At 67.4% G+C, this 22140-nt stretch carries 18 protein-coding genes and 1 pseudogene; 4 read left to right on the plus strand and 15 right to left on the minus strand.

Annotation, left to right across the window (positions count from 1 at the left end):
* Positions 1-3 precede the first annotated feature (3 nt).
* The gene (locus RVF83_RS22065; protein WP_081474342.1) at positions 4-2037 is read left to right on the plus strand and encodes a glycoside hydrolase family 15 protein; all 2034 of its coding nucleotides are present in this window, start codon (positions 4-6) and stop codon (positions 2035-2037) included.
* Between the two features lie 17 nt (positions 2038-2054).
* On the opposite strand, the gene RVF83_RS22070 is transcribed toward RVF83_RS22065, so the two are convergent.
* From RVF83_RS22070 to lepA, 7 genes are all read right to left on the minus strand, one after another.
* Positions 2055-3050: a sulfate/molybdate ABC transporter ATP-binding protein gene (locus RVF83_RS22070; protein ID WP_005199314.1), complete on the minus strand. Its 996-nt coding sequence runs from the start codon at positions 3048-3050 to the stop codon at positions 2055-2057.
* 1 nt (position 3051) lies between these two features.
* Entirely contained in the window at positions 3052-3990 is a 939-nt protein-coding gene (cysW, locus tag RVF83_RS22075; protein ID WP_005199315.1) for a sulfate ABC transporter permease subunit CysW, read from the minus strand.
* Positions 3987-4868 (minus strand): sulfate ABC transporter permease subunit CysT, encoded by an 882-nt coding sequence (cysT, locus tag RVF83_RS22080; protein ID WP_005199316.1) that lies wholly within the window; start codon positions 4866-4868, stop codon positions 3987-3989. Before cysT ends, cysW begins: the two co-directional genes overlap by 4 nt.
* Positions 4865-5962 (minus strand): sulfate ABC transporter substrate-binding protein, encoded by a 1098-nt coding sequence (locus RVF83_RS22085; protein WP_174351899.1) that lies wholly within the window; start codon positions 5960-5962, stop codon positions 4865-4867. Before RVF83_RS22085 ends, cysT begins: the two co-directional genes overlap by 4 nt.
* 163 nt (positions 5963-6125) lie before the next feature.
* Positions 6126-7031 carry a cation diffusion facilitator family transporter gene (locus RVF83_RS22090; protein WP_005199319.1) on the minus strand — a complete coding sequence of 302 codons (906 nt, stop codon included), beginning with the start codon at positions 7029-7031 and terminating at the stop codon, positions 6126-6128.
* A 13-nt stretch (positions 7032-7044) separates the two neighbouring features.
* Positions 7045-9096 carry a M3 family metallopeptidase gene (locus tag RVF83_RS22095; RefSeq protein ID WP_005199320.1) on the minus strand — a complete coding sequence of 684 codons (2052 nt, stop codon included), beginning with the start codon at positions 9094-9096 and terminating at the stop codon, positions 7045-7047.
* Positions 9097-10983 (minus strand): translation elongation factor 4, encoded by a 1887-nt coding sequence (gene lepA / locus RVF83_RS22100; RefSeq protein ID WP_039880661.1) that lies wholly within the window; start codon positions 10981-10983, stop codon positions 9097-9099.
* A 50-nt stretch (positions 10984-11033) separates the two neighbouring features.
* On the opposite strand from lepA, the gene RVF83_RS22105 reads away from it, so the two are divergent.
* Positions 11034-11732, plus strand: coding sequence for an alpha/beta fold hydrolase (locus RVF83_RS22105; RefSeq protein ID WP_005199322.1), 699 nt, complete (start codon positions 11034-11036; stop codon positions 11730-11732).
* Positions 11729-12157 carry a type II toxin-antitoxin system PemK/MazF family toxin gene (locus RVF83_RS22110; protein ID WP_005199323.1) on the plus strand — a complete coding sequence of 143 codons (429 nt, stop codon included), beginning with the start codon at positions 11729-11731 and terminating at the stop codon, positions 12155-12157. The genes RVF83_RS22105 and RVF83_RS22110 overlap by 4 nt, the downstream gene beginning before the upstream one ends.
* Positions 12158-12183: 26 nt before the next feature.
* On the opposite strand, the gene RVF83_RS22115 is transcribed toward RVF83_RS22110, so the two are convergent.
* The 4 genes from RVF83_RS22115 to RVF83_RS22130 form a co-directional block, all read right to left on the minus strand.
* Entirely contained in the window at positions 12184-13032 is an 849-nt protein-coding gene (locus RVF83_RS22115) for a transglutaminase family protein (protein ID WP_005199324.1), read from the minus strand.
* Positions 13029-14006 (minus strand): alpha-E domain-containing protein, encoded by a 978-nt coding sequence (locus RVF83_RS22120; protein ID WP_005199325.1) that lies wholly within the window; start codon positions 14004-14006, stop codon positions 13029-13031. Before RVF83_RS22120 ends, RVF83_RS22115 begins: the two co-directional genes overlap by 4 nt.
* Entirely contained in the window at positions 14003-15823 is a 1821-nt protein-coding gene (locus RVF83_RS22125; protein ID WP_039880663.1) for a circularly permuted type 2 ATP-grasp protein, read from the minus strand. Before RVF83_RS22125 ends, RVF83_RS22120 begins: the two co-directional genes overlap by 4 nt.
* Positions 15824-15902: 79 nt before the next feature.
* Positions 15903-17057, minus strand: coding sequence for a hypothetical protein (locus RVF83_RS22130; RefSeq protein ID WP_005199328.1), 1155 nt, complete (start codon positions 17055-17057; stop codon positions 15903-15905).
* 228 nt (positions 17058-17285) lie between these two features.
* Between RVF83_RS22130 and rpsT the strand changes: the two genes are divergently transcribed.
* A complete protein-coding gene (rpsT, locus tag RVF83_RS22135) occupies positions 17286-17546 on the plus strand; it encodes a 30S ribosomal protein S20 (RefSeq protein WP_005199329.1) in 261 nt (86 codons plus the stop codon).
* 228 nt (positions 17547-17774) lie between these two features.
* Here the strand turns inward: rpsT and holA are convergent, their stop codons facing one another.
* The 4 genes and pseudogenes from holA to RVF83_RS22155 all read right to left on the minus strand — a co-directional run bounded on the left by holA (position 17775) and on the right by RVF83_RS22155 (position 22111).
* Positions 17775-18743, minus strand: a complete 969-nt coding sequence (gene holA / locus RVF83_RS22140) for a DNA polymerase III subunit delta (protein WP_005199330.1) — start codon at positions 18741-18743, stop codon at positions 17775-17777.
* 198 nt (positions 18744-18941) lie between these two features.
* Positions 18942-20498, minus strand: a complete 1557-nt coding sequence (locus RVF83_RS22145) for an HD domain-containing phosphohydrolase (RefSeq protein ID WP_005199331.1) — start codon at positions 20496-20498, stop codon at positions 18942-18944.
* A gap of 23 nt (positions 20499-20521) precedes the next feature.
* A pseudogene (gene mddA / locus RVF83_RS22150) lies at positions 20522-21368 on the minus strand (methanethiol S-methyltransferase).
* Positions 21365-22111, minus strand: coding sequence for a hypothetical protein (locus RVF83_RS22155; RefSeq protein WP_005199333.1), 747 nt, complete (start codon positions 22109-22111; stop codon positions 21365-21367). Before RVF83_RS22155 ends, mddA begins: the two are co-directional and overlap by 4 nt.
* Positions 22112-22140: the final 29 nt, after the last annotated feature.

The raw sequence follows: 22140 nt of genomic DNA on the forward strand, positions 1-22140 counted from the left end.
GCAATGATAGTTCCCATGTCTGTTGCAGATGACTCCACCGTAACGTCCCTGCCGACCGCGACTCCCGCACAGGGCGCCGGCACCGACGCCGCACGAGTCAGCGTCCCGGGACCGGCGCCCATGGTCCCGACCAACCCGGCGCACCGGAGCGCTTTCCCACCCATCGGCGACTACGCGTTCCTGTCCGACACCGAGACCAACTGTCTGATCGCCCGGAACGGTTCGGTCGAGTGGATGTGCGTGCCGCGGCCCGATTCGCCGAGCGTCTTCGGGGCGGTGCTCGATCGCAGCGCCGGCCATTTCCGCCTCGCCCCGTACGGCGTCAACGTGCCCGTCGACCGCCGATACCTGCCGGGCAGCCTGATGGTCGAGACGACGTGGCAGACCGAGACCGGTTGGATCATCGTGCGCGATGCGCTTGTCATGGGTCCGTGGCACGACAACGACCGACGCTCCCGTACCCATCGCCGCACGCCCACCGACTGGGATGCCGAGCACATCCTGCTCCGCACCGTGCGCTGCGTGTCGGGCACCGTCGAACTGCACATGAGCTGTGAGCCGGCCTTCGACTACCACCGCGGGACCACCAAGTGGGAGTACTCGGGTCCGGCCTACGGTGAAGCCATCGCCACCGCCCGGGACACCGACGCCGACACCCCCACACTCAAGCTCACCACCGACCTGCGCCTCGGACTCGAGGGGCGAGAAGCACGGGCGCGCACGCGTCTCGTCGAGGGCGACAACCGGTTCGTCGCCCTGAGCTGGTCTCGGTTTCCTGCACCGCAGAACTGGGATGAGGCCGCCCAGAAGATGTGGTCGACGGCTGAATCGTGGCGGCAGTGGATCAACATCGGCACCTTCCCCGACCACCCGTGGCGTTCCCATCTGCAGCGGTCCGCGCTCACCCTCAAGGGACTCACCTACTCCCCGACCGGCGCCCTGCTGGCCGCGGCGACCACCTCGCTGCCGGAAACCCCTCAGGGCGAACGCAACTGGGACTACCGCTACGCGTGGGTGCGCGATTCGACCTTCGCCCTGTGGGGTCTGTACACCCTGGGCCTCGACCGTGAGGCCGACGACTTCTTCTCCTTCATCGCCGACGTCTCCGGCATCACCAACGGCGAACGTCATCCCCTGCAGGTGATGTACGGCGTCGGCGGCGAGCGGACGCTCGAAGAGGAAGAACTCACCCACCTCTCCGGTTACGACGGCGCCCGCCCGGTCCGCATCGGCAACGGTGCGTACAACCAGGCGCAGCACGACATCTGGGGCACGATGCTGGACTCGGTGTACCTCAACATCAAGTCCCACGAGGCCGTCCCCGAAACCCTGTGGCCGGTCCTCAAGGCGCAGGTCGAGGAGGCGATCAAGCACTGGCGCGAACCCGACCGCGGCATCTGGGAGGTCCGCGGCGAACCGCAGCATTTCACCTCGTCGAAGGTGATGTGCTGGGTGGCCCTCGACCGCGGATCCCGCCTGGCCACCATGCACGGCGAGGAGACCCACGCTCGGGAATGGGCGGCGATCGCCGACGAGATCAAGGCCGACATCCTCGAACACGGCGTCAACGACCGCGGGGTTTTCACCCAGCGCTACGGCGACGACGCGCTCGACGCATCGCTGCTTCTCGTGCCGCTGCTACGGTTCCTGCCGTCCGACGACCACCGCGTCCGCGCAACGGTTCTCGCGATCGCCGACGAGCTCACCGACAACGGACTGGTGCTGCGTTACAAGGTCGAGGAGACCGACGACGGCCTCACCGGTGAGGAGGGCACCTTCACGATCTGTTCGTTCTGGCTCGTGTCGGCGCTGGTCGAGATCGGTGAGCTGGAGCGGGCCAAGGCCCTGTGCGAGCGGCTGCTCAACTACTCGAGCCCGCTCAAGCTGTACGCGGAGGAGATCGACGCGAAGACCGGTCAGCACCTCGGGAACTTCCCGCAGGCTTTCACCCACCTCGCGCTCATCAACGCGGTCATGCACGTGATCCGCGCCGAGGAGGCCGAGCACCAGCACACGTTCCAGCCGGCCAATCACTGACGCACTCTGGCCGGGTCTCAGACCTCGGTCAGTGCCGCGACCTTGGTCGCCCGCGCGTACACCGTCTCCCCGGCTTGCAGGTTGAGGGCGTTCTGGTCGCCGCGGGTGATCTGGGCGGCGAACTCGTCACCGGTCGTCGCGGCGACGAGCTCGACGCGGGTCTCGAAGCCGAGGTTCACGACGCGCAGCACGGTCGCCTTGATCACGCCGGTGTCGAGCGACGCGTCCGCGGCCGGCGAGGCCATCTCCGGGGTGCGTCCGATCCGGATGTCGTGCGGGCGGACGAGTTCGCCGTTCAGACGCACCGTCGACCCGAGGAACGACGCCACGAACTCGTTGGCCGGGCGGTCGTACAGATCGTCGGGCGTGCCGACCTGTTCGATCCGTCCCTTGTTGAGGATCGCGATCCGGTCGCTGACGTCGAGTGCCTCCTGCTGGTCGTGGGTGACCAGCACGGTGGTGACGTGCACCTCCTCGTGGAGACGACGCAGCCAGCGGCGCAGGTCATCTCGCACCTTCGCGTCCAGGGCGCCGAACGGCTCGTCGAGGAGCAGCACCTTGGGGTCGACGGCGAGTGCTCGGGCGAGCGCCATCCGCTGCCGCTGGCCACCCGACAGCTGGGCCGGGAACCGGTGCTGGAAGACGGCGAGGCCGACCACCTCGAGGAGTTCGTCGACCTTGGCGTCGACCTCTTTCTTGGGCCGCTTGCGGATCTTGAGGCCGAACGCGATGTTGTCGCGCACGGTGAGGTGCTTGAACGCGGCGTAGTGCTGGAACACGAAGCCGATGTCGCGCTTCTGCGGCGACTTCTGCGAGACGTCGTTGTCGTTGATGCGGACGATGCCCGAGTCCAGCGTGTCGAGGCCCGCGATCGCGCGCAGCAGCGTCGACTTGCCGGAGCCCGACGGTCCCAGCAACGAGGTGAGCTGACCGTCCGGAATGTCGATGGAGACGTCGTCGAGGGCGGCGAAGTCGCCGTAGCGCTTGTTCGCGCCGATCACCTGAATGGACATGTCACACGCCTTCCTTGTACTGGGCGTCGGGATGGACGATCTGCTTGGCATCGACGGACTCGGGGCCATGCGGCGGGGTGAGGTCGACCTCGGTGAGTTCGACGTCGCCCGAGGCGGATTCGCCGGCGTCGACGAGTCGGGACTTGGCGCGGCGCTCGATCAGCGACATCAGCACGAGCACCAGGATGGCGACGAACATCAGCAGGGTCGCGGCCGCATAGGCGCCGAACTCGTTGTAGTCGTCGGTGTAGCGGGAGTGGACCAGCAACGTCAGCGTCTGGGATACACCGGGATAGTTCGACGACACCATGGTCACCGCGCCGTATTCGCCAAGCGCTCGTGCGACGGTCAGCACGATGCCGTAGGTCAGGCCCCAGCGGATGGCCGGGAGGGTGACCCGCCAGAAGACCTGCCAGTTGCTGGCGCCCAGGGTTGCTGCGGCCTCTTCCTGTTCGGTGCCGATCTCCCGCAGTACCGGTTCGACCTCGCGCGCGACGAACGGCAGCGTGACGAACAGGGTGGCCAGCACCAGCCCGGGGAAGCCGAAGATGATCCGGAAGCCGAGACTCTCGATGCCGCCGAACCAGCCGCCGTAGCCCCACAGCAGGATCAGCGCGACACCGGCGACCACCGGCGACACCGCGAACGGCAGGTCGACGACCGACTGCAGCAGACCCTTGCCCGGGAAGCGGCCGCGGGCGAGTGCCAGCGCGGTGATCACCCCGAAGATCACGTTGAGCGGCACCACGATGGCGACGATCAGCAGGCTGAGTTGCAGCGCCGAGATGGCCGCCGGCGTGGTGATCCACTCCCAGAACTGGCCGAGACCGTGTTCGAAGGAGCGGTAGAAGATGGTGCCGACCGGGACCACCAGGAGGATGAGCAGGTAGACGAGCGCGACGGTGCGCAGCCCATACTTCGTCAGAGGTGCAACCTTCATCGGTCTGCGTCCTCTCTCTTGGACTGCCGGCGGCCCGCGACGCGCAGGACGAGCAGGGTGACGAAGGCGATCAGCAGTAACACCACGGAGATCGCTGCCGCGTCGACGGGTGCATCGATCTCGATCTGCTGCTGGATGTACTGCGAGGCGACCTGGGTGTCGCCCGGGATGTTGCCGCCGATGAGCACCACGGAACCGAACTCGCCGATGGCACGGGTGAACGCCAGGCCGGCGCCGGTCAGGATCGCCGGGAGAAGGGCCGGCAGGACGATCTTGCGGAAGATCGTGGCGTTGTTCGCGCCCAGTACCGCTGCCGCTTCCTCGACGTCGACGTCGAGTTCGATGAGGACCGGCTGCACCTGGCGCACCACGAACGGCAGGGTGACGAAGGTCAGTGCGATCACCAGTGCGGGCTTGGTGGCGTTGAGCTGGACGTCGATGGGACTGTTCGGCCCGTACAGCGACAGCAGCACGAGGCTGGCGACGATCGTCGGCAACGCGAACGGCAGGTCGATGATGGCGTTCACGACCCCCTTGCCGGGGAACTCGTCTCGGACCAGCACCCACGCGATCAGGGTGCCGAAGACGACGTTGATCAACGCCGCGATCACGGACACGAGCACCGTGATCCAGATGGTGTCCACCGCGGCGGGCGCTGAGATCGCCTCCCAAAAGCCGCTCCAACCGTCCTCGAAGGACTGCACCGTGATGGCGGCCAGCGGCAGCAGCACGATGACGCTGAGCCAGAGCCAGGCGACGCCGATGGTCATCGGGCTCACACCGGCGAAGGTGCGTGAGCGTCCGAGGAACCCGCGTGGCGGCCGGGAGTCGGGAACGGGTGTCCCGGTCTCCGTGGCCGTCGAGTCGACCGAGGTCACTGCTTACCCCCTGAGTCGTAGATCTTGGTGATGGCGCCCTTCTTGCCGAACAGCGCCTCGTCGACGGCTTTCCAGCCGGTCAGGTCCTTGCCGTCGTTGTCCTCGGCGGTGCCCTTCCCGAGCACCTTGCCGAGCTCGGCGATGGTCCACAGCTTCGCGATGTCGCCAGGGAAGAGATCCCGGGTCGCCTCGATGACCGCGGGGTCCACCGGCCGGAAGCCCCGCTCGGCCCAGATCAGCTGCGCCTCCGGGGTGAAGAGGAAGTCAACGAAGGAGCGTGCGCCGGCGATGTCGTCGGAGGTTTTGACGACCGCGACGGGATTCTCGATCTTGAAAGTCTGCGGGGGGATCACATATTCGACCTGGCTGTTCGGACCGGCGCCGGCGTTGGCCTTGTCGAGCATGATCGCCTCGTTCTCGTAGCTGATCAAGACATCGCCCTGACCCTGCTCGAACGCCGTGGTGGCCTCGCGACCCGACTTGGGCACCACCTTGATGTGATCGCGCACCAGTTCGGCCACGTAGTCCAGGCCGGCCTGCGAGTCCTGGCCGCCGTTGCTGATCGCGGCGTAGGGCGCGAGCAGGTTCCACTTCGCCGAGCCGGAGCTGCCGGGATTCGGGGTGACCACCTGAACACCGGGCTTCAGCAGATCGTCCCAGTCGCGGATGCCCTTCGGGTTGCCCTTGCGGACCACCAGTGCGACGACCGACCCGAACGGGGTGCTGTTGTTCGGTGCCTGCTTCTTCCAGTCCTCGTCGACCAGACCCGCCTTGACCAATCGGGTGATGTCGGGCTCGACGGAGAAGTTCACGACGTCGGCCGGAACACGGCGGGCCACCTTGCGCGACTGGTCGCCGGAGGCGCCGTACGACGCCGAGAAGCCGATGTCGTGGCCCTCGGGGGTGTCGCGGAATGCCGGGATTATCTCGTCGAAGCCGATCTTGGGGACGGCGTAGGCGACCAGGTCGAGGTGCCGGTCGCCACTGGAGATGTCCACTCCGCCGGGCTCGTCGGTCGATCCGCCACCACAGCCCGCGACGAACACCATCGCCAACGCCAGAAGGCTCACCAGCACCCGGGTGCCGCGCGGCATGACTCGGCCAGCGCTCACTCTTCCTCCAAGACTCGGCGGGGCCGGTCGAATGAGGGCTGTGACCGGCGGAGACCGGACTACGCTAGCAACCTGCCGGGCCGTAGCCGGAGTTCAAATCAGTGAGATCAAAACTTCCCGCAGGCCATGGTCAGGGCGCCCGTTCCTATTCCAGTCGCCAGTCCTCGTAGGCGCGCGGATCGTTGACCGGTTCGACGTGTGTCGTGATGTTCAGGTCCGGGACCGCCGCGTGCAGTTCGTCCTCGACGACCTCGGTGAGATCGTGGGCGCGCTGCACCGACCACTCACCGGGCACGAGCATGTGGAGCTGCAGAAACCGCTCGTGACCGGCCTCGCGGGTGCGGATGTCGTGGAAGACGATGCCGTCGGCGCGGTGCCGCTCGAGCACGTCGTCGATCGAGGTGCGCTGCTCGGCGGGAAGCGCGGAATCCATCAGGCCCGCACTCGAGCGCCACACGAGCTGGGTGCCGACGACCATGATGTTGATCGCGACCGCGATGGCGATCATCGGGTCGAGCGGCAGCCAGCCGGTCAACGCGACCAGGAACACACCGACGAGGACGCCGACGGTGGTCGCGACGTCGGTCATCAGGTGTTTGCCGTCGGCTTCCAGGGTCAGTGACCGGTGTTTGCGGCCGGCGCGGATGAGGATCAACCCCACCGCCGCGTTGAGGACCGTGGCGCCCACGGAGATGCCGAGGCCGAGTCCGACCTCTTCGAGCTCGCGAGGGTTGATGAGCCGGTCGACCGCGGTCACGACGATGATCACCGCCGCCACGACGATCAGAACACCTTCGAAGACCGCCGAGAAGTACTCGGCCTTGGTGTGCCCGAAGTTGTGTCCCCGGTCCGGCGGCTTCGCGGCGACCCGGAGCGCGACGAACGCGCCCACGGCCGCGACGACGTTGACGATCGACTCGAGCGCGTCGGACAGCAGGCCCACGGATCCGGTGATCCACCAGGCCAGCAGCTTGAGACCGAACACGATCAGGGCGGTCACGATGCTCAGCACCGCGAACCGCACGAGGTTCTGGCGTTGCCCGCTCGTCATGGTCGGACGCGGCTCAGGCCGCGAGCCCCCGACGACGCAGCAGCGGTTCGATCTGCGGTTTGCGGCCGATCAGCGCCTCGTGCGACACCAGCGGGTCGATGCTGTCACCGCGCGACAGCGTCGCCTCGGCGAAGCGTCGTCCGTTGTCGCGCTCCAGGCCGCCCGCGGCGAGGAACCACTGTTCGGTCTCGGCGTCGAGGACCTCCGACCAGATGTAGCTGTAGTAACCGGCCGAATATCCACCGCCGAAGATGTGGTTGAAGTAGGCGCTGCGGTAGCGGGGCGGGATCAGGTCGGTCTGCAGGCCGGCCTCGGCCAGTGCCTTCGCCTCGAACGCCTCGACATCGGTCACAGCCGCGGCCTCCTCGACCGTCAGCCGGTGCCAGGCCAGGTCGAGCGACGACGCGGCGAGGTATTCGATGGTCCCGTGCGCGGTTTCGGCGCCGGCCGATTCCCTTGCGGCGGTGGCCAGTTCGGCCGGGATCGCCTCACCGGTCGAGTGGTGCAGCGCATAGTTGGCGAGCACATCGGGGTGCAGCGACCACATCTCGTTGACCTGCGACGGGAACTCGACGAAGTCGCGCGGCACCGACGTGCCCGACTGCGACGGATACTCCACCGACGACAGCAGACCGTGCAGGGCGTGCCCGAACTCGTGGAACAGGGTCGTCAGCTGATCGATGGTGAGCAGACACGGCTGCCCCTCATCGGGTTTCGTCAGGTTCAGGACGTTGACGATGATCGGCTGGGTCTGCAGCACCGACGACTGGTCGACGATGTTGTTCATCCAGGCACCGCCGCGCTTCGACGGCCGCGCGTAGAAGTCGCCGAGGAAGAGTCCGATGCCGGTACCGGAGTCGTCCCGAACCTCCCACACCCGCACGTCGGGGTGATAGACGGGCAGCCCGGTGCGTTCGACGAAGGTCAGGCCGTACAACTTGTTGGCGGCGTAGAAGACTCCGCGTGTCAGGACGGTGTCGAGTTCGCAGTAGTCGGCGAAACCGTCGAGCGGCACCGAGGACTGGGCCTGCTTCTCGCGTTCGAGCCAGAAGGTCAGGTCGGCGGGTCCGATCTCGGCGTCGTCGGCGAACTCGGTGAGCCGCGTCAGTTCCCGCCCCCCGGCGCGCATCGCCGACTCGTTGAGCTCACGGAGCAGGTCGTCGACCGCGGACGGGTCCGGTGCGGTCTGCTCGGCGATGACGAACTCGGCGTGGTCGCGGTACCCGAGCAGTTCGGCACGGCGAGCCCGAAGACGGACGATCTCGAGGACGAGTTCGCGGGTGTCGTGGTCGTTGCCACGCGAGCAGCGGTTCACCGATGCGTCGAACACCCGTTGCCGCACGGCGGGATTCGTCAGCTCGGTCAGCACCGACTGGCTGGTCGGCAGTTCCAGGGTGATCAGGTGGCCGCTCTCGTGACCGGCGTCGGCCGCCGCGCGTCGAGCGGCCGCGATCTGGCCGGCGGACAGGCCGTCGAGGTCGGCGACATCGTCGACGAGGACCGCCGAGTCGTTGGTGTCGTCGAGGATCTTCTGCGAGAAGGTGGTCGTCAGGTAGGCGAGCCGGGAGGCGATCTGACGCATCTCCTCCTGCTCCGCCTCGGGCAGACCGGCCCCGGCGCGCACGCACTCGCGGTACCGCTTGTCGAGCAGACGACGCTGCGGCTCGGTCAGGTCGAGTTCGTCGGCACGGGCGAAGAGATCCGAGATCCGGCCGAAAAGAACCGGATTCATCGCGATCGTGTTGCCGTGGTCGGTCAGCAGCGTCGAGAGCTCCTGGGAGATCTCGTTGCGCTTGGGGTTGGTGTCGGGGCCCACGAGGTTGAAGAAGATCCCCGACGCGCGGGCCAGGTCGCGACCCGAGAGTTCCAGCGCCTCGATGGTGTTGGCGAAGGTCGGTGCGGCGGGGTCGGCGGCGATGGCCTCGACCTCGGCGAGATGCGACGCCATCGCCTCGCGGAAGGCGGGCAGGAAATCGTCGTCGGAGATCGACGCGAAGTCCGGTAGATCGTAGGGCAGATCACTCTGTGCCAGTACCGGATTGGTTGCGCTGTCCTGCCCCGTCATCTACTTCCCTTTCGGCTTGTCACCTGCTGCATCGGTGGAGAGCGCCGCGACGAACGCCTCCTGCGGGACCTCGACGCGGCCGATGGTCTTCATCCGCTTCTTGCCTTCCTTCTGCTTCTCGAGCAGCTTGCGCTTACGGCTGATGTCGCCGCCGTAGCACTTCGCGAGGACGTCCTTGCGGATCGCTCGGATGTTCTCGCGCGCAATGATCTTCGACCCGATGGCCGCCTGGATCGGGACCTCGAACTGCTGGCGTGGGATGAGCTCGCGGAGCTTGAGCGCCATCTTGTTGCCGTAGGCGTAGGCCGCCTCGCGGTGGACGATCGCACTGAACGCGTCGACGGCCTCGCCCTGCAGCAGGATGTCGACCTTGACCAGGTCGGCTTCCTGCTCACCGGCCTCCTCGTAGTCGAGGGAGGCATAGCCACGCGTGCGTGACTTCAGCGAATCGAAGAAGTCGAAGATGATCTCGGCCATCGGCAGGGTGTAGCGGAGTTCCACGCGGGTCTCCGACAGGTAGTCCATGCCGCCGAGCTCGCCGCGACGCGACTGGCAGAGTTCCATGATGGCGCCGATGAACTCGCTCGGCGCGATCACGGTGGTCTTGACGACCGGCTCGTAGATGTGGCGGGTCTTGCCCTCCGGCCAGTCCGACGGGTTGGTGACGATGTGCTCGGAGCCGTCCTCCATCACGACGCGGTACACCACGTTGGGTGCGGTCGAGATGAGGTCGAGGTTGAACTCGCGCTCGAGACGCTCGCGGGTGATCTCCATGTGGAGCAGACCCAGGAAGCCGCAACGGAATCCGAATCCCAGCGCCACCGACGTCTCCGGCTCATAGGTGAGCGCGGCGTCGTTGAGTTGCAGCTTCTCCAGCGCCTCACGGAGGACCGGATAGTCCGACCCGTCCATCGGGTACAGACCCGAGTAGACCATCGGTCGCGGTTCGCGGTAGCCGGTGAGCGCTTCGCTCGCGCCGTTGCGCGCACTGGTGACGGTATCGCCGACCTTCGACTGTCGGACGTCCTTCACGCCGGTGATGAGGTAGCCGACCTCGCCGACGCCGAGGCCCTGGGTGGCCTTCGGCTCCGGCGACACGATGCCCACCTCGAGCAGTTCGTGCGTCGCACCGGTCGACATCATCTGGATCTTCTCGCGCGGCACGATCTTGCCGTCGACGACACGGACGTAGGTGACCACGCCGCGGTAGGTGTCGTAGACCGAGTCGAAGATCATCGCGCGTGCCGGGGCGTCGGCGTTCCCGACGGGGGCGGGCACCTTGCGGATGACCTCGTCGAGCAGTTCGCCGACGCCGACGCCGGTCTTGCCGGACACCCGCAGGACGTCCTCGGGCTCACAGCCCACGATGTGGGCGAGCTCGGCGGCATACCGCTCGGGGTCGGCCGCGGGAAGGTCGATCTTGTTCAGGACCGGGATGATGGTGAGGTCGTTCTCCATCGCCAGGTACAGGTTGGCGAGCGTCTGCGCCTCGATGCCCTGCGCGGCGTCGACGAGGAGAACCGCACCTTCACACGCCTCGAGCGCACGGGACACCTCGTAGGTGAAGTCGACGTGACCGGGTGTGTCGATGAGGTGCACGACGTAGTCGTCACCGTCGAGCTGCCACGGCAATCGCACGTTCTGCGCCTTGATGGTGATGCCGCGCTCACGCTCGATGTCCATGCGATCGAGGTACTGCGCCCGCATCTGGCGCTCTTCCACGACACCGGTGAGCTGCAGCATCCGGTCGGCCAGCGTCGACTTTCCGTGGTCGATGTGGGCGATGATGCAGAAGTTCCGGATGCGCGCCGGGTCGGTGAAGGTCTGGTCGGCGAAGGTGGGAATTGGAACTACTCCTCGAGGATGGACACGTACGTTGACCACCATGTTCTCATGAGCGCCGCGAATGGTGCCCAAGCGGATGGCGGGGCGCTACCGTGGCAGCCGTGACAGCCGAGCCCGCCGAGTCGAAAAAGCCGGCGACCACCATCACCACCGTCGAGGCCGAGGACGTCGCCGCCGACGTGCACCGTCCGGACGGCACTCCCCGCGCCACGATCGTCCTGGCGCACGGCGCGGGCGGCAACCGCGACGCGGTCATCCTGCGCGCGTTCGCCGACGAACTCGCTTCACGCGGCTACGTCGTCGCCCGAATCGACCTTCCCTATCGCCGGCGCCGGCCCAAGGGACCGCCGAGCCCCTCGACATCGCCGGCCGACCGCGACGGCATCCGCGCCGCCTGCGCGAGGTTCCGCAACGAGTCCGACGGCCCGCTGTTCGTCGGCGGCCACTCCTACGGCGGGCGTCAGGCGTCGATGGCGGTCGCCGAGGACGGCACCGACCTCGCCGACGGCCTCCTCCTCAGCTCCTATCCCCTGCACCCGCCGGGCAAGCCCGACCGGTTGCGCACCGAGCACCTGCCGTCGATCACCGTGCCGACCCTCGTCGTCCACGGCAGCACCGACCCGTTCGGCACCACCGAGGAGATGGCCGCGGCCATCGGCCTGATCGACGCGCCGACGCGGATCGTCGAACTCGAGAAGGTCGGCCACGACCTGAACCCGAAGAGGAAGCCGACCGCGCAGCTGACCGCCGACGCGGTCGACGAGTTCCTGATGGAAGAATCTCGGGCGTGACGAGCCGCAACATCCGGTCCCGCTTCCGCCCCACCGCCGAGGTCGCCCGCACGATCAGCTACCACCCCGAACTCGACGGCGACGCCGACCCCGGCGAGATCGTGTGGACCTGGGTCGCCTACGAGGACGACCCCAGCCAGGGCAAGGACCGCCCGGTGCTCGTCGTCGGCCGTGACGCCAACGCGCGCACGGCCGACGACGTTCTCGGACTCATGCTGTCCAGCAAGGACCATCACCAGGATGACGACGACTGGTTCGCCGTCGGCACCGGAAGCTGGGACTCACAGAACCGGCCGAGCTTCGTCCGCCTCGACCGCGTCCTCGTCGTCGACTCCGACGGCATCCGACGCGAGGGCGCCATCCTCGACCGTCGCCGCTTCGACGCGGTCGCCGACGAACTCAGGTCGCGCTTCGGCTGGCGCTGAGCACTCCCCTACGGCTGAGCACTCCCCTACGCCAGCCGCGTGATCTCCACGACGACGTCGAGATCCGTTGCGCCGCCGCCGGTGTAGACACCCTTGAGCGGCGATACGTCCGCGTAGTCGCGGCCGACGCCGACCGACACGTGCTGTTCGGTGATCGGGGTGTCGTTGGTCGGGTCGTAGCCCCACCAGCCACCGGTCCAGGCCTCGATCCATGCGTGGCTCTGACCCTGGACCGTCTTGTCGATCGCGGCATTCGGCTTCGGGTGCAGATACCCCGACACATAGCGGGCCGGAATCCCCAGGCCGCGCAACATCACCAGGGTGAGGTGGGCGTAGTCCTGGCAGACACCCTTGCGTTCGTTCCACGCGTCGACGGCGGTGGTGTGCACGCCCGTGGTGCCGGGGACGTACTCCATCTCCTCGTGGACGTATCGGGACAGCGCCTCGACCGTCTCCCCCGGGGTGAGCCCCTTGGCGACCTTCTTCGCCGCTGCGATCAACTGCCGGTTCTTCGGCACATAGGTCGTGTTGGAGAGCATCTCGTCGTAGCGATCCATGGTGGCCTCACTACGGATGTCCTCCCACGACGCCTGGTCTTCCTCGGCCGGACGCTGTCCGGCGTCGGTCTCGACGACCGACATGCCCGACACCTCGAGCTCCTCGTGCGGTGCGTGGAGGTCGAAGGCGGTGACCGCGGTACCCCAGTAGTCGGTGTAGCGGTACGACCTGGTGGCCGGGACGGTCTCGACACGATTGACGATCACGTTCTGCCGGGCATCACTGCGGGGCGTGATCCGGGCCTCGTTGTACGAGGAGGTGACGGGACTGTGGTACGCGAAACCGGTCGAATGGACGACGCGCAGACGCCAGCTCACAGTTCACTCTCCTCGATGACTTGGTTGTCGCTGACGCGGGTGTCGGCCCACGAGACGTACGGCGACACATGGAAGTACTGCTTGGTGACCGCCTCGTTGACGGCACGGCAGGTGTCCTGCAGATCGACGAGCCGCTCCTGCAGTCCGTCGAGCAGCTCGCCGGGTTCGAGGAACTCCAGCGAACTCCGTGCCCGGCCGAGCAGCAGCTGGGCCTCGGCCTGCGCGCCGACGCGGCTGGGCCCCTTCTCGAGCTGGCCGAGGTTGCGTTCGGCGACGCTGAGCGCGTGAAAGATCGACCGCGGGAACAGACGGTCGAGCAGGATGAACTCGACGATGTTCTCCGCGTCGAGGACGCCGCGGTAGGTGCGCAGGAAGGTGTCGTGGCCGCCGGCAGACACCAGCACGTTGACCCAGGCCGGCGACGACGTGCGATCCCCCGCACGCGACAACAGCATTCGGATCGTCATGTCGACCCGTTCCACGGAACGGCCGAGCAGCAGGTAGCGGTAGCCGTCGTCGTGGCTGAGGGTGGCGTCGGCGAGACCGGCGAACATGGCCGCCCGGTTCTTCACATACGAGAGGAACTCGTGCGGACCGAGCCGGCGCGAGCGGCGTTCGGCGGCGTCGAGTCCGTTGTAGGTGGTGTTGAGACACTCCCACAGCTCACTCGACGTGACTTCCCGTGCGCCGCGGGCGTTCTCACGCGCGGCGCGGATGAGGTCGACGATCGACCCGACCGCGTCGGCGTCGTAGGCCACCCGTTCCGTCAGCGACCACACGTCGAGTTCCTCGTCGGTCTCCGGCGCCTCGAGCCCGAGCACCTGGATGATCAGGCGCGCCTGCTGGTCGACGTCGACGGTGGTGTCCTCGAGCAGCTGGTGGACCGCGACGTCGAGGATGCGCGCCATGTCGTCGGCGCGTTCCACGTACCTGCCGATCCAGTACAAGGATTCGGCGTTGCGCGCCAACATCATCGGGGGTCACCTCCCTGCTGCTGAGTCATGCCGACGAGACCTTGGGACTGCTTGCCCGGTGACCGCGACCGGGAGGACGCGCCCTGTTGTTGCTGTTGGGTCTGGGTGTGCACCGGGTCGGGGGCATTGTCGGCGGGCCGGGCCGCGGCGACGCCACTGGTGGTGACCACCTTCGCGCCGGAGAGTTCGCGTTCGGCCTCCGACGTCCGGCTGGCGAGCACCCAGGTGTCCTTGGAACCACCTCCCTGGCTGGAGTTCACCACCAACGATCCCTCCGGCAGGGCGACGCGAGTGAGGCCACCGGGCAGGACCCAGACCGACTCGCCGTCATTGACGGCGAACGGACGCAGGTCGACGTGACGGGGGCGGATCTCGTTGCCGATCTTCGTCGGCACCGTCGACAGCTGCACGACGGGTTGTGCGATCCAGCCGCGCGGGTCGTTACGCACCTTGCGGGCCAGGGTGTCCAGCTCCGCCTTGGTGGCCTCGGGCCCGAAGACGATTCCGTATCCACCCGATCCCTCAACGGGTTTCACGACGAGCTCGTCGATGCGGTCGAGGACCTCCTCGCACTCCTCGGGAAGCCAGCAGCGCAGGGTGTCGACGTTCTGCAGACTCGGCTTCTCACCGAGGTAGTACTCGATGATCTCCGGGACGTAGGTGTAGATCAGCTTGTCGTCGCCGACGCCGTTGCCGACCGCGCTCGAGATGACCACGTTGCCGGCGCGGGCCGCATTGAGCAGTCCGGCGACACCCAGCATCGAATCGGGGCGGAACTGCATCGGGTCGAGGAAGTCGTCGTCGATGCGGCGGTAGATGACGTCGACGCGTTGTTCGCCCTCGGTGGTGCGCATGTAGACGACGTTGTCGCGGCAGAACAGATCTCGACCCTCGACGAGCTCGACGCCCATCAGGCGTGCGAGGAGCGAGTGTTCGAAGTACGCGGAGTTCGCCACGCCCGGGGTGAGCACGACGATGTTCGGGTCGGCCTCGTTGAACGCCGCCGACGCCCGCAGGGCACGCAGCAGGTGGCTCGGATAGTCGGCGACCGCACGGACGCGGTGCTTGGAGAAGAGATCAGGGAACACGCGAGCCATCGCACGGCGGTTCTCGAGCACGTACGAGACACCAGACGGCGACCGCAGGTTGTCCTCGAGGACCCGGAAGTCACCGTTCTCGTCACGGATCAGGTCGATTCCGGCGACGTGGATGCGAACGCCGTTGGGCGGCCGGATGTTTGCGGCCTGCCGGTGGAAATGCTCACAGGAGTGGACGAGCCGCTTCGGCAGCACGCCGTCGCGCAGGATCTCCTGCTCGCCGTAGATGTCGTCGAGGAACAGCTCGAGGGCCTGCACCCGCTGGGTGATACCCGCTTCGAGTTTGCTCCATTCACCGGCCGAGATCACGCGCGGCACAACGTCCAACGGGAAGGGGCGTTCCTTGCCGGACAGCGAGAAGGTCACACCCTGATCGAGGTACGCGCGGCCCAGGGCCTCGACGCGGGCCTCGACCAGGTCGGACGAGTCCTCGTCCGCCATCGCCTTGTAGATGCCGCGATAAGGGGTGCGCACATCCCCCGAGGCATCGAACATCTCGTCAAATGCCTTGCCGTACGGGCCTTTTGAGTACCCGCCGAAGTTCCCGGTGAAGTTCTCTTCACCGCTCGACTTGCCGGACCTGCCTCCCGACCCCGAACTCTTCGACGATCCGGAGCGGCCCGAGGCCGCCTTCCCGGACGAGCTCGACGTCGTTGTCTTCGCGGATGCGGACTTACGCGCCACCTTCTTGGCGGGCGTACTTGTCGATGCGGGGGTCATAAATTGCCATGGTGCCGCATAACCGCGAAATCGGCACGACGGTTGGCAGACCGTGTCGTGCGCACTGCGCGCCGGCGCCTCAGAGCGAGCGTCGCATCGCGAGGGCGCGGCGCTTGACCCGCCGCAGGACATTGGCTGCGCGCGTCTTCACCGGCGGTCCGACCTTGGGCAGCGGAGCGGCGAGGACCATCGAGGCGATCGTGTCGAGAGCCACGTCGAGCACCTCCCGGTCGGACGGCATCGGCGCGTCGGCGGCGGCACCGTCCGGCGACACGTCGAGGTCGGCAAGGTCACCCGCTACGTCGTATCCCGCGCTGCGTACGGCCTCCACCATCGTGGCCGCCTGCGCGGCGGCCCACTGCCGGTGCTTGACCGTCAACCCCTGGGGTGCGCCCGAGCGTGCCTCGAACAGGATCTCGCCGATCACCTGCCCCTTGATGATGCGTTCGTAGCGGCGCCATTCGATGGTCTCCGGCTGCAGGCGCTGGTTCAGACCGCGGAGGAACTCGGCCTGCGACGCCGACAGCGAACTGTTGAGGCTGGGCACCGGGATGTTCAACGGTGCCGGGTCGACCTCCATCACGCGGAGGAAGCGATCCCAGAGGCCGTCACCCGGCTCCGGACGACCGCGCGGCACGGTCACCACGTGGACGCGTTCGGGTCCGACGAACTTCGCCCACTTCGCGAGGATGCCGACGTGGTTCTGGAACTCCCAGAACGGTTCGTCCTCGACAAGCGGACCGGCACCGTCTGCGGACGCCTCGCCCACCGCGTTCGACTCGGCCGCGAACGCGACCGCGTCCACGAACTCGTCGAAGGAGGCACGGCGCTGGTTCTTGACGTTCTCCTGCCAGACCGACGGGAGCTGGCGGGCGAGGTCGCGCACGGTCGCGATGACGTGGACCTCGTCGGCGAACGACAGATCGGCCACAAGCCGCTCGATCTGGTCGTTCGTCGCGGTGCTGTAGAGCTCATGCGACAGCAGCGAGGTCTGCGGCCAGGCCCGCATCTGCCCGAGCAGTTTGGGCCACACCCCGGAGAAGGCCGGGTCGGCCCAGTCGAGGTAGCGCTCCGGCTGGAGGTGGACGGCGGCGTGGAAGTGATCGGAGATCACATTGCCCGGGTAGAGCAACCCTGACGTCTGTAACGCCAGGTCACGGTTGCGCCAGAGTCGATCCTGCAGGTGCGTTGTGCCGGTCTTGGGAAGGCCGATGTGTACGTAAACGACGGACATGATGACTCGAGCCTAGACTTTTGCCCACGATGATTCTTTTCGGCGCGCATCGGCCCGCCGACGGATTTTGGGCTGACTGATCCCGGCTGGTAATGTTGTCCGCTGTTGCGGTGACGCCGTGAAGATCCTTCACGCGCCGACGCCGCGCGGTGCGAGTTCGGGCCAACCGGTCCGCCGCCCGACCAGAACAGACCGACATATCCACCAGCAACGACAGAGGTAACACGCGTGGCGAACATCAAGTCTCAGATCAAGCGCAACCGCACCAACGAGAAGAACCGGCAGCGCAACGTGTCGGTGAAGTCGGCACTGCGTACCTCGATCCGAAGCTTCCGCGAGGCCGTCGAGGCCGGCGACAAGGACAAGGCCACCGAGCTCGGCCAGGCCGCGAGCCGCAAGCTCGACAAGGCCGCCAGCAAGGGTGTCATCCACGCGAACCAGGCCGCCAACAAGAAGTCGGCCATCGCTCTCGCGGTCAACAAGCTCTGAGCTGACCCACCCCGACCCCCGGGTCGTCCCGGCGCATAGCGCGCCGCCATATGTTCATACTCACGATCACCCCGGCAGCATCCACGCGGTTGCCGGGGTGATCGTCGTTCTTCTCTGCTGATAGATACCGCCCGCCCGGCCGCGCGCGGTTGAGTCGCTCCCGCCGATCCACTGAAAGAGACTCAGACAGTCGGCACTAGGTGTCGCCTGGCGATACCCAGTGCCGGCTCAGCTCCGGCGTCGACCGTCCGGCCGGAGATCCGCGACGGCCGCGACGGCGTGGGTCAGCGCATAGTCGGCGTCTGCCGCCTGTCCTTTGACGTCGCCGTTCAGCTTGGCGACGACGCCGACCGCGCGGGCGATCGACTCCGAATCCCAGGCCTTGGCCTTCGCCTGGACGGCCTTGACCCGGTTGGGCGGCATGCCGAGTTCGGAGGCGGCGGCGAAGTGGTCGATCGAACCCATCGGGCGGATGCGGGCGATGGCGTGAACGGCCTCGGCGAGGGCGTCGGCCAGGAGGACGCGCGGCACGCCGTGGTGCATCGCCCAGGCCAGCGACTCGAGCGCACCCGCGCGATCGCCCAGGACCGCCTTGTCGGCGACCTCGAAGCCGGTCACCTCGGACCGGCCCTGGTAGTACAGCTGCACGCTCTCGCGGTTCACCTTGCCGCCGGTGTCGGCGACAAGCTGGGCGCATGCGGCAGCCAGTTCACGCAGTTCCGAACCCACACTCTCGACGACCTGCTCGACGACGTCGGCGCTGACCTTCACGCCCAGCGAGCGGAACTCATTGCGGACGAAGGTCATTCGGTCCGATGCCCACTTCGGTGCGGTGGTCGCGTGCTCGACGGCACCGGACTTCTTCAACGCCGGAACCATCGACTTTGCGCGACCGCCACCAGAGTGGATCACCATCAGCGTGATGCCGTCGGGCAGGGATGTGGCCGTCGCCGCGATGAGCGCAGCCGGCTCCTTGCCTGCCTCTGCCGCCGCTTCGATGACGACGACGCGTTCCTCGGCGAACAGCGACGGGCTGAGCAGCTCGGCGAGCTCGTGCTCGCTGACGTCACCGGCACGCACCCGGGTCACCGGGACCTGGGTGCCCGCTTCCTTCGACGTCGCCTCGGCGACCGCGGAGATCACCCGGCCGGTCAGGAAGTCGTCGTCTCCGAGGAGCAGGTGCAGGCGATCGGTCACCCGCTCATCGTGCCAGATCGGGCGGACATATCTGCGGGGGCTACCGCGACGCGCACTCGGCTCGACCCTGCACTGAAAAGCGCCCCTCGGATCGGCCCTGTGCGACGGTGCCGACGACATATCGTCAGCCATTGTCCTCTGGAGGGTGCATCCCAGGGGCGCTTTCCGGGGGCTTTTCGCGGAGCTCGGACCGGCCCCTCACCCCGACCCCGCGAGCCCGTTCTCCAGCGCGTACAGGCTGGCACCCACCCGGTTCGACGCCCCGATCTTCGTGTACGTCCGCTCGACGTGGTTGCGGACCGTCTTCTCGCTCAGGACGAGCTTCGACGCGATGTCCCGGTTGGACAACCCGCGCGCGACGAGTCCGAGGATCTCCCGCTCCCGGGGCGTGAGCGCGTCGGTGCGTCGTGTGCGTGTCCGTGCGTGACCCGCAGCGACGAGGACGGCCGCTACGCAGTCGGCGTCGAGTTCTCCGCGATGGGCGCGGCGCTTCAACCGCGCGGCCGCCTCCTCCGCTGACATCGCCTCCCGATATGGCCGCGGCTCGACCGCCGACCGATAGGCGACGGCGGCACCGAGAATGCGCTCCGGTTGCCCGAGCGCCGACCCGCTGAGCCCCAGCGGGTAGCCGGTGCCGTCGAGGTGCTCGTGGTGGGTCCGGCCGATGCGCGCCACGTCCCGGAGCCCCGGGATGCGCGTGAGGACGCGGTCGGTGAGATACGGGTGCATCCGAACGCGCTCCCACTCCGCCGCGGTGAGGTCGCCGGCCTTCGACCAGATCTGGTTCGACACCCCGATCCGCCCGACATCATGGAGACAGCCCGCACGACGGGTCGCGTCGATCTCCGACCGCTCGAGACCGAGGTGCCCCGCAGCCGACTCGGCGAGCGCCGACACTGCGCGTGAATGACCCAGCGCGAAGGGACATTTCAGGTCGACGAAGTCACCGATGGCAAGCAGTAGGTGGTCGAGCCCCGGATCGTCGAGGCGCAACTCTGCGTCGGGCGCGATGGCCAGCGCCAGTTCCCACGGATCGTCGGAGTCGGCCGGGAACAGCCCAGCGGGATCGTCGGCGAACGCATCGACGACGTCTGGGTCGAAGTGCCCTCCCCGACGACTCCGCGCCATCGCGATTGCTCCGTCGACGCCGTACGTGCGCTGGTGGACCTCGGCCATGTCGGCAAGCTGCGCCACCCGCATCTCGATCGGGATCTCCGCGCCCGGCACCCCGCCGGGGAGGCCTCCCCCGTCGAATCGCTCGAAGGTGTACGTGATCGCCTGCTCGACGTCGGGACCCAGTCCGATGTGGCCGGCCAGGGCAGCCGCCGACATACAGTGCGAGTGCACCAGTGCCGCGAAGTTGCCGCGCGAATCCCGGAAGAGTTCGGCCATGGTCTTCACACGATGCGGAAGTGATTCTCCGCGACCGAGATTGCCGACGAGGAAACGCAGGTACGGGAGTCCCGACCAGTCGACGAGATAGGCATCGCGGCGCACCGCGATGTCGTCGCCGAACCAGCGCGCGTATTCGGCGGAGTCGGCGTGACAGCCGATCCACATGACGAGCGTCGCGTAGTAGACGGTGTCCTGCTGCGATCGGTCGAGCCCGAGGCGGCGCGCCAGTCGTGTGGCGATGACCGCCGACCGCAGCATGTGCTCGGCGGGCTGGCCAAGCCCGAGGTCGATGGCGACCGACAGGCCGGCCAGCACCTCGACGCGACGTGGCAGCACCGTCTGCGGGCTCATGGCGTTCATTGTCGCGCTCATCGCCTCGGGTGTCAGCCGACCTGTGCGTGCGCCCGTGATGACGCTCGACGCGTACGTAGCCCGGGCACCAGCATCGGGACGCGACGTCGATACTCGACGTAGTCCGTCCCGAACGCCCGGATCAGGTCCCGTTCCTCGAGGTGGGTGCCGACGAAGATGTATGACGTTGTCGCGCAGGCGAACACCAGATGCCCGACGGTCATGGTCGGCGCCACCCCAGAATGCGATGACGAAGCCCAGGTAGATCGGATGGCGCACGATCCCGTACCAGAGGGGCGTGATGAACCGATACGGCGGAAGCGGTCGCCGGCGTGCGCTGGCGACCACCTGACGCAGACCGAACAGATCGAAGTGGTTGATGAGGAGCGTCGAGGTCAGGACGAGAATCCAGCCGAACAACGCCGCCGCGACGAGAACCCACCGCAGTGCAGGCGTGGACACGTCCCAGACTGTCGTGGGGATCGGATGCCACCACCAGAGCAGAGCTGCCAGGCACATGGTCGCCGCCAGGACGTATGTGCTGCGCTCGATCGGTTGGGGCACGAGCCGCGTCCACTGTCGTTTGAATCCGTCGCGCGCCATGACGCTGTGCTGGGCGGCGAACAGTGTCAGCAATCCGACGTCGATCGTCAGCGCGGTGACCACTCCCGCCGACGCCCCGCCACGATCGATGGTCCGCCGCACGACCTCGACGCCGCCGACGACGATCGAGGCGTTCTCGACGAACGCGATCGCCCACAGGAACACCGCCAGGAAGACGACGTAGGCCACCACCCCGTAGACGAGGTAGACAGTGCGGGTGAGAAGGGTTGTCGCCGAGGCGGTGTCCGCTGGTGACGGCGATTCTGTCGTGGTCATGTCCGTACTCCGGTGTCGGTGAAAGCGTCCGTGGTGTCGTCTGCGACGGCGGGTGCGTCGAAGGCCGACCGGCCGACAAAGAACAGTCCGCGTTGCGGGAGTGGGATGTCGCCGATGCTGATCTGTTCGTCGAGGGGTGCGGGCGGACCGAATGTCTCATCCTCCAGCCACGCCCGGCTATCGACGACGCGCCAGACGTACAGCGGTGTTCCGCGGAACTGCGGCCCGTTGGGGGTTCGGGCGCACATGCGGATTCGGCCGGCGTGCAGCATGAGCGTCGCCATGGGGCCGATGGCGTGCAGCACGGTCCGGCTGCGCCACGCTGCGGTTGGCGTCGCACCACTCAGCGTGGTCATCAGCCGCGTCGCCGGCGACGAGGCCAGCTCGACTGTCCAGCGGAGGATGTCGCCCATAGTCACCTCGAACGTCCGGTCGTCGGTCCAGCCGACGTTGATCGCTGGAACCCGTCTCGTGGTCGCGCCCGCACCGAAGTAGCGCGGGCAACTCTGATCGGGTTCGGTGGTGGTGTAAAGCGTCCAGTGTCCGCGTGGATCTCGATGCCAGACGGACCGGTACGCGGGTCCGATGGAACTGGCGACCATGTCGCGCAGAGCCAGATAGTGGCCTGACTCGAACGGCAGGCCCATGACGCCGTAGCCGGCGAATCGCTCGTCATCACCGGAGGCGAGCCGCGGGTGAGTGCGGGCTTCGGTGACGACCTCTCGGGGTGTCTGTGTGTTCATGACCCCAGCGTCGTCCGCGACCCGTCTTA

The organism is Gordonia rubripertincta (genome assembly GCF_038024875.1).
Lineage (GTDB): Bacteria > Actinomycetota > Actinomycetes > Mycobacteriales > Mycobacteriaceae > Gordonia > Gordonia rubripertincta.

What these genes read in the sequence shown, in the direction of transcription:
- RVF83_RS22120 (WP_005199325.1), bottom strand. Translation starts at nt 14,006, where the DNA reads ATGATGTTGGCGCGCAACGCCGAATCCTTGTACTGGATCGGCAGGTAC.
- RVF83_RS22155 (WP_005199333.1), bottom strand. Translation starts at nt 22,111, where the DNA reads ATGAACACACAGACACCCCGAGAGGTCGTCACCGAAGCCCGCACTCAC.
- RVF83_RS22095 (WP_005199320.1), bottom strand. Translation starts at nt 9,096, where the DNA reads ATGACGGGGCAGGACAGCGCAACCAATCCGGTACTGGCACAGAGTGAT.
- RVF83_RS22145 (WP_005199331.1), bottom strand. Translation starts at nt 20,498, where the DNA reads ATGAACGCCATGAGCCCGCAGACGGTGCTGCCACGTCGCGTCGAGGTG.
- RVF83_RS22130 (WP_005199328.1), bottom strand. Translation starts at nt 17,057, where the DNA reads ATGTCCGTCGTTTACGTACACATCGGCCTTCCCAAGACCGGCACAACG.
- RVF83_RS22065 (WP_081474342.1), top strand. Translation starts at nt 4, where the DNA reads ATGATAGTTCCCATGTCTGTTGCAGATGACTCCACCGTAACGTCCCTG.
- RVF83_RS22070 (WP_005199314.1), bottom strand. Translation starts at nt 3,050, where the DNA reads ATGTCCATTCAGGTGATCGGCGCGAACAAGCGCTACGGCGACTTCGCC.
- RVF83_RS22090 (WP_005199319.1), bottom strand. Translation starts at nt 7,031, where the DNA reads ATGACGAGCGGGCAACGCCAGAACCTCGTGCGGTTCGCGGTGCTGAGC.
- lepA (WP_039880661.1), bottom strand. Translation starts at nt 10,983, where the DNA reads ATGGTGGTCAACGTACGTGTCCATCCTCGAGGAGTAGTTCCAATTCCC.
- RVF83_RS22125 (WP_039880663.1), bottom strand. Translation starts at nt 15,823, where the DNA reads ATGACCCCCGCATCGACAAGTACGCCCGCCAAGAAGGTGGCGCGTAAG.
- cysW (WP_005199315.1), bottom strand. Translation starts at nt 3,990, where the DNA reads ATGAAGGTTGCACCTCTGACGAAGTATGGGCTGCGCACCGTCGCGCTC.
- RVF83_RS22085 (WP_174351899.1), bottom strand. Translation starts at nt 5,962, where the DNA reads ATGCCGCGCGGCACCCGGGTGCTGGTGAGCCTTCTGGCGTTGGCGATG.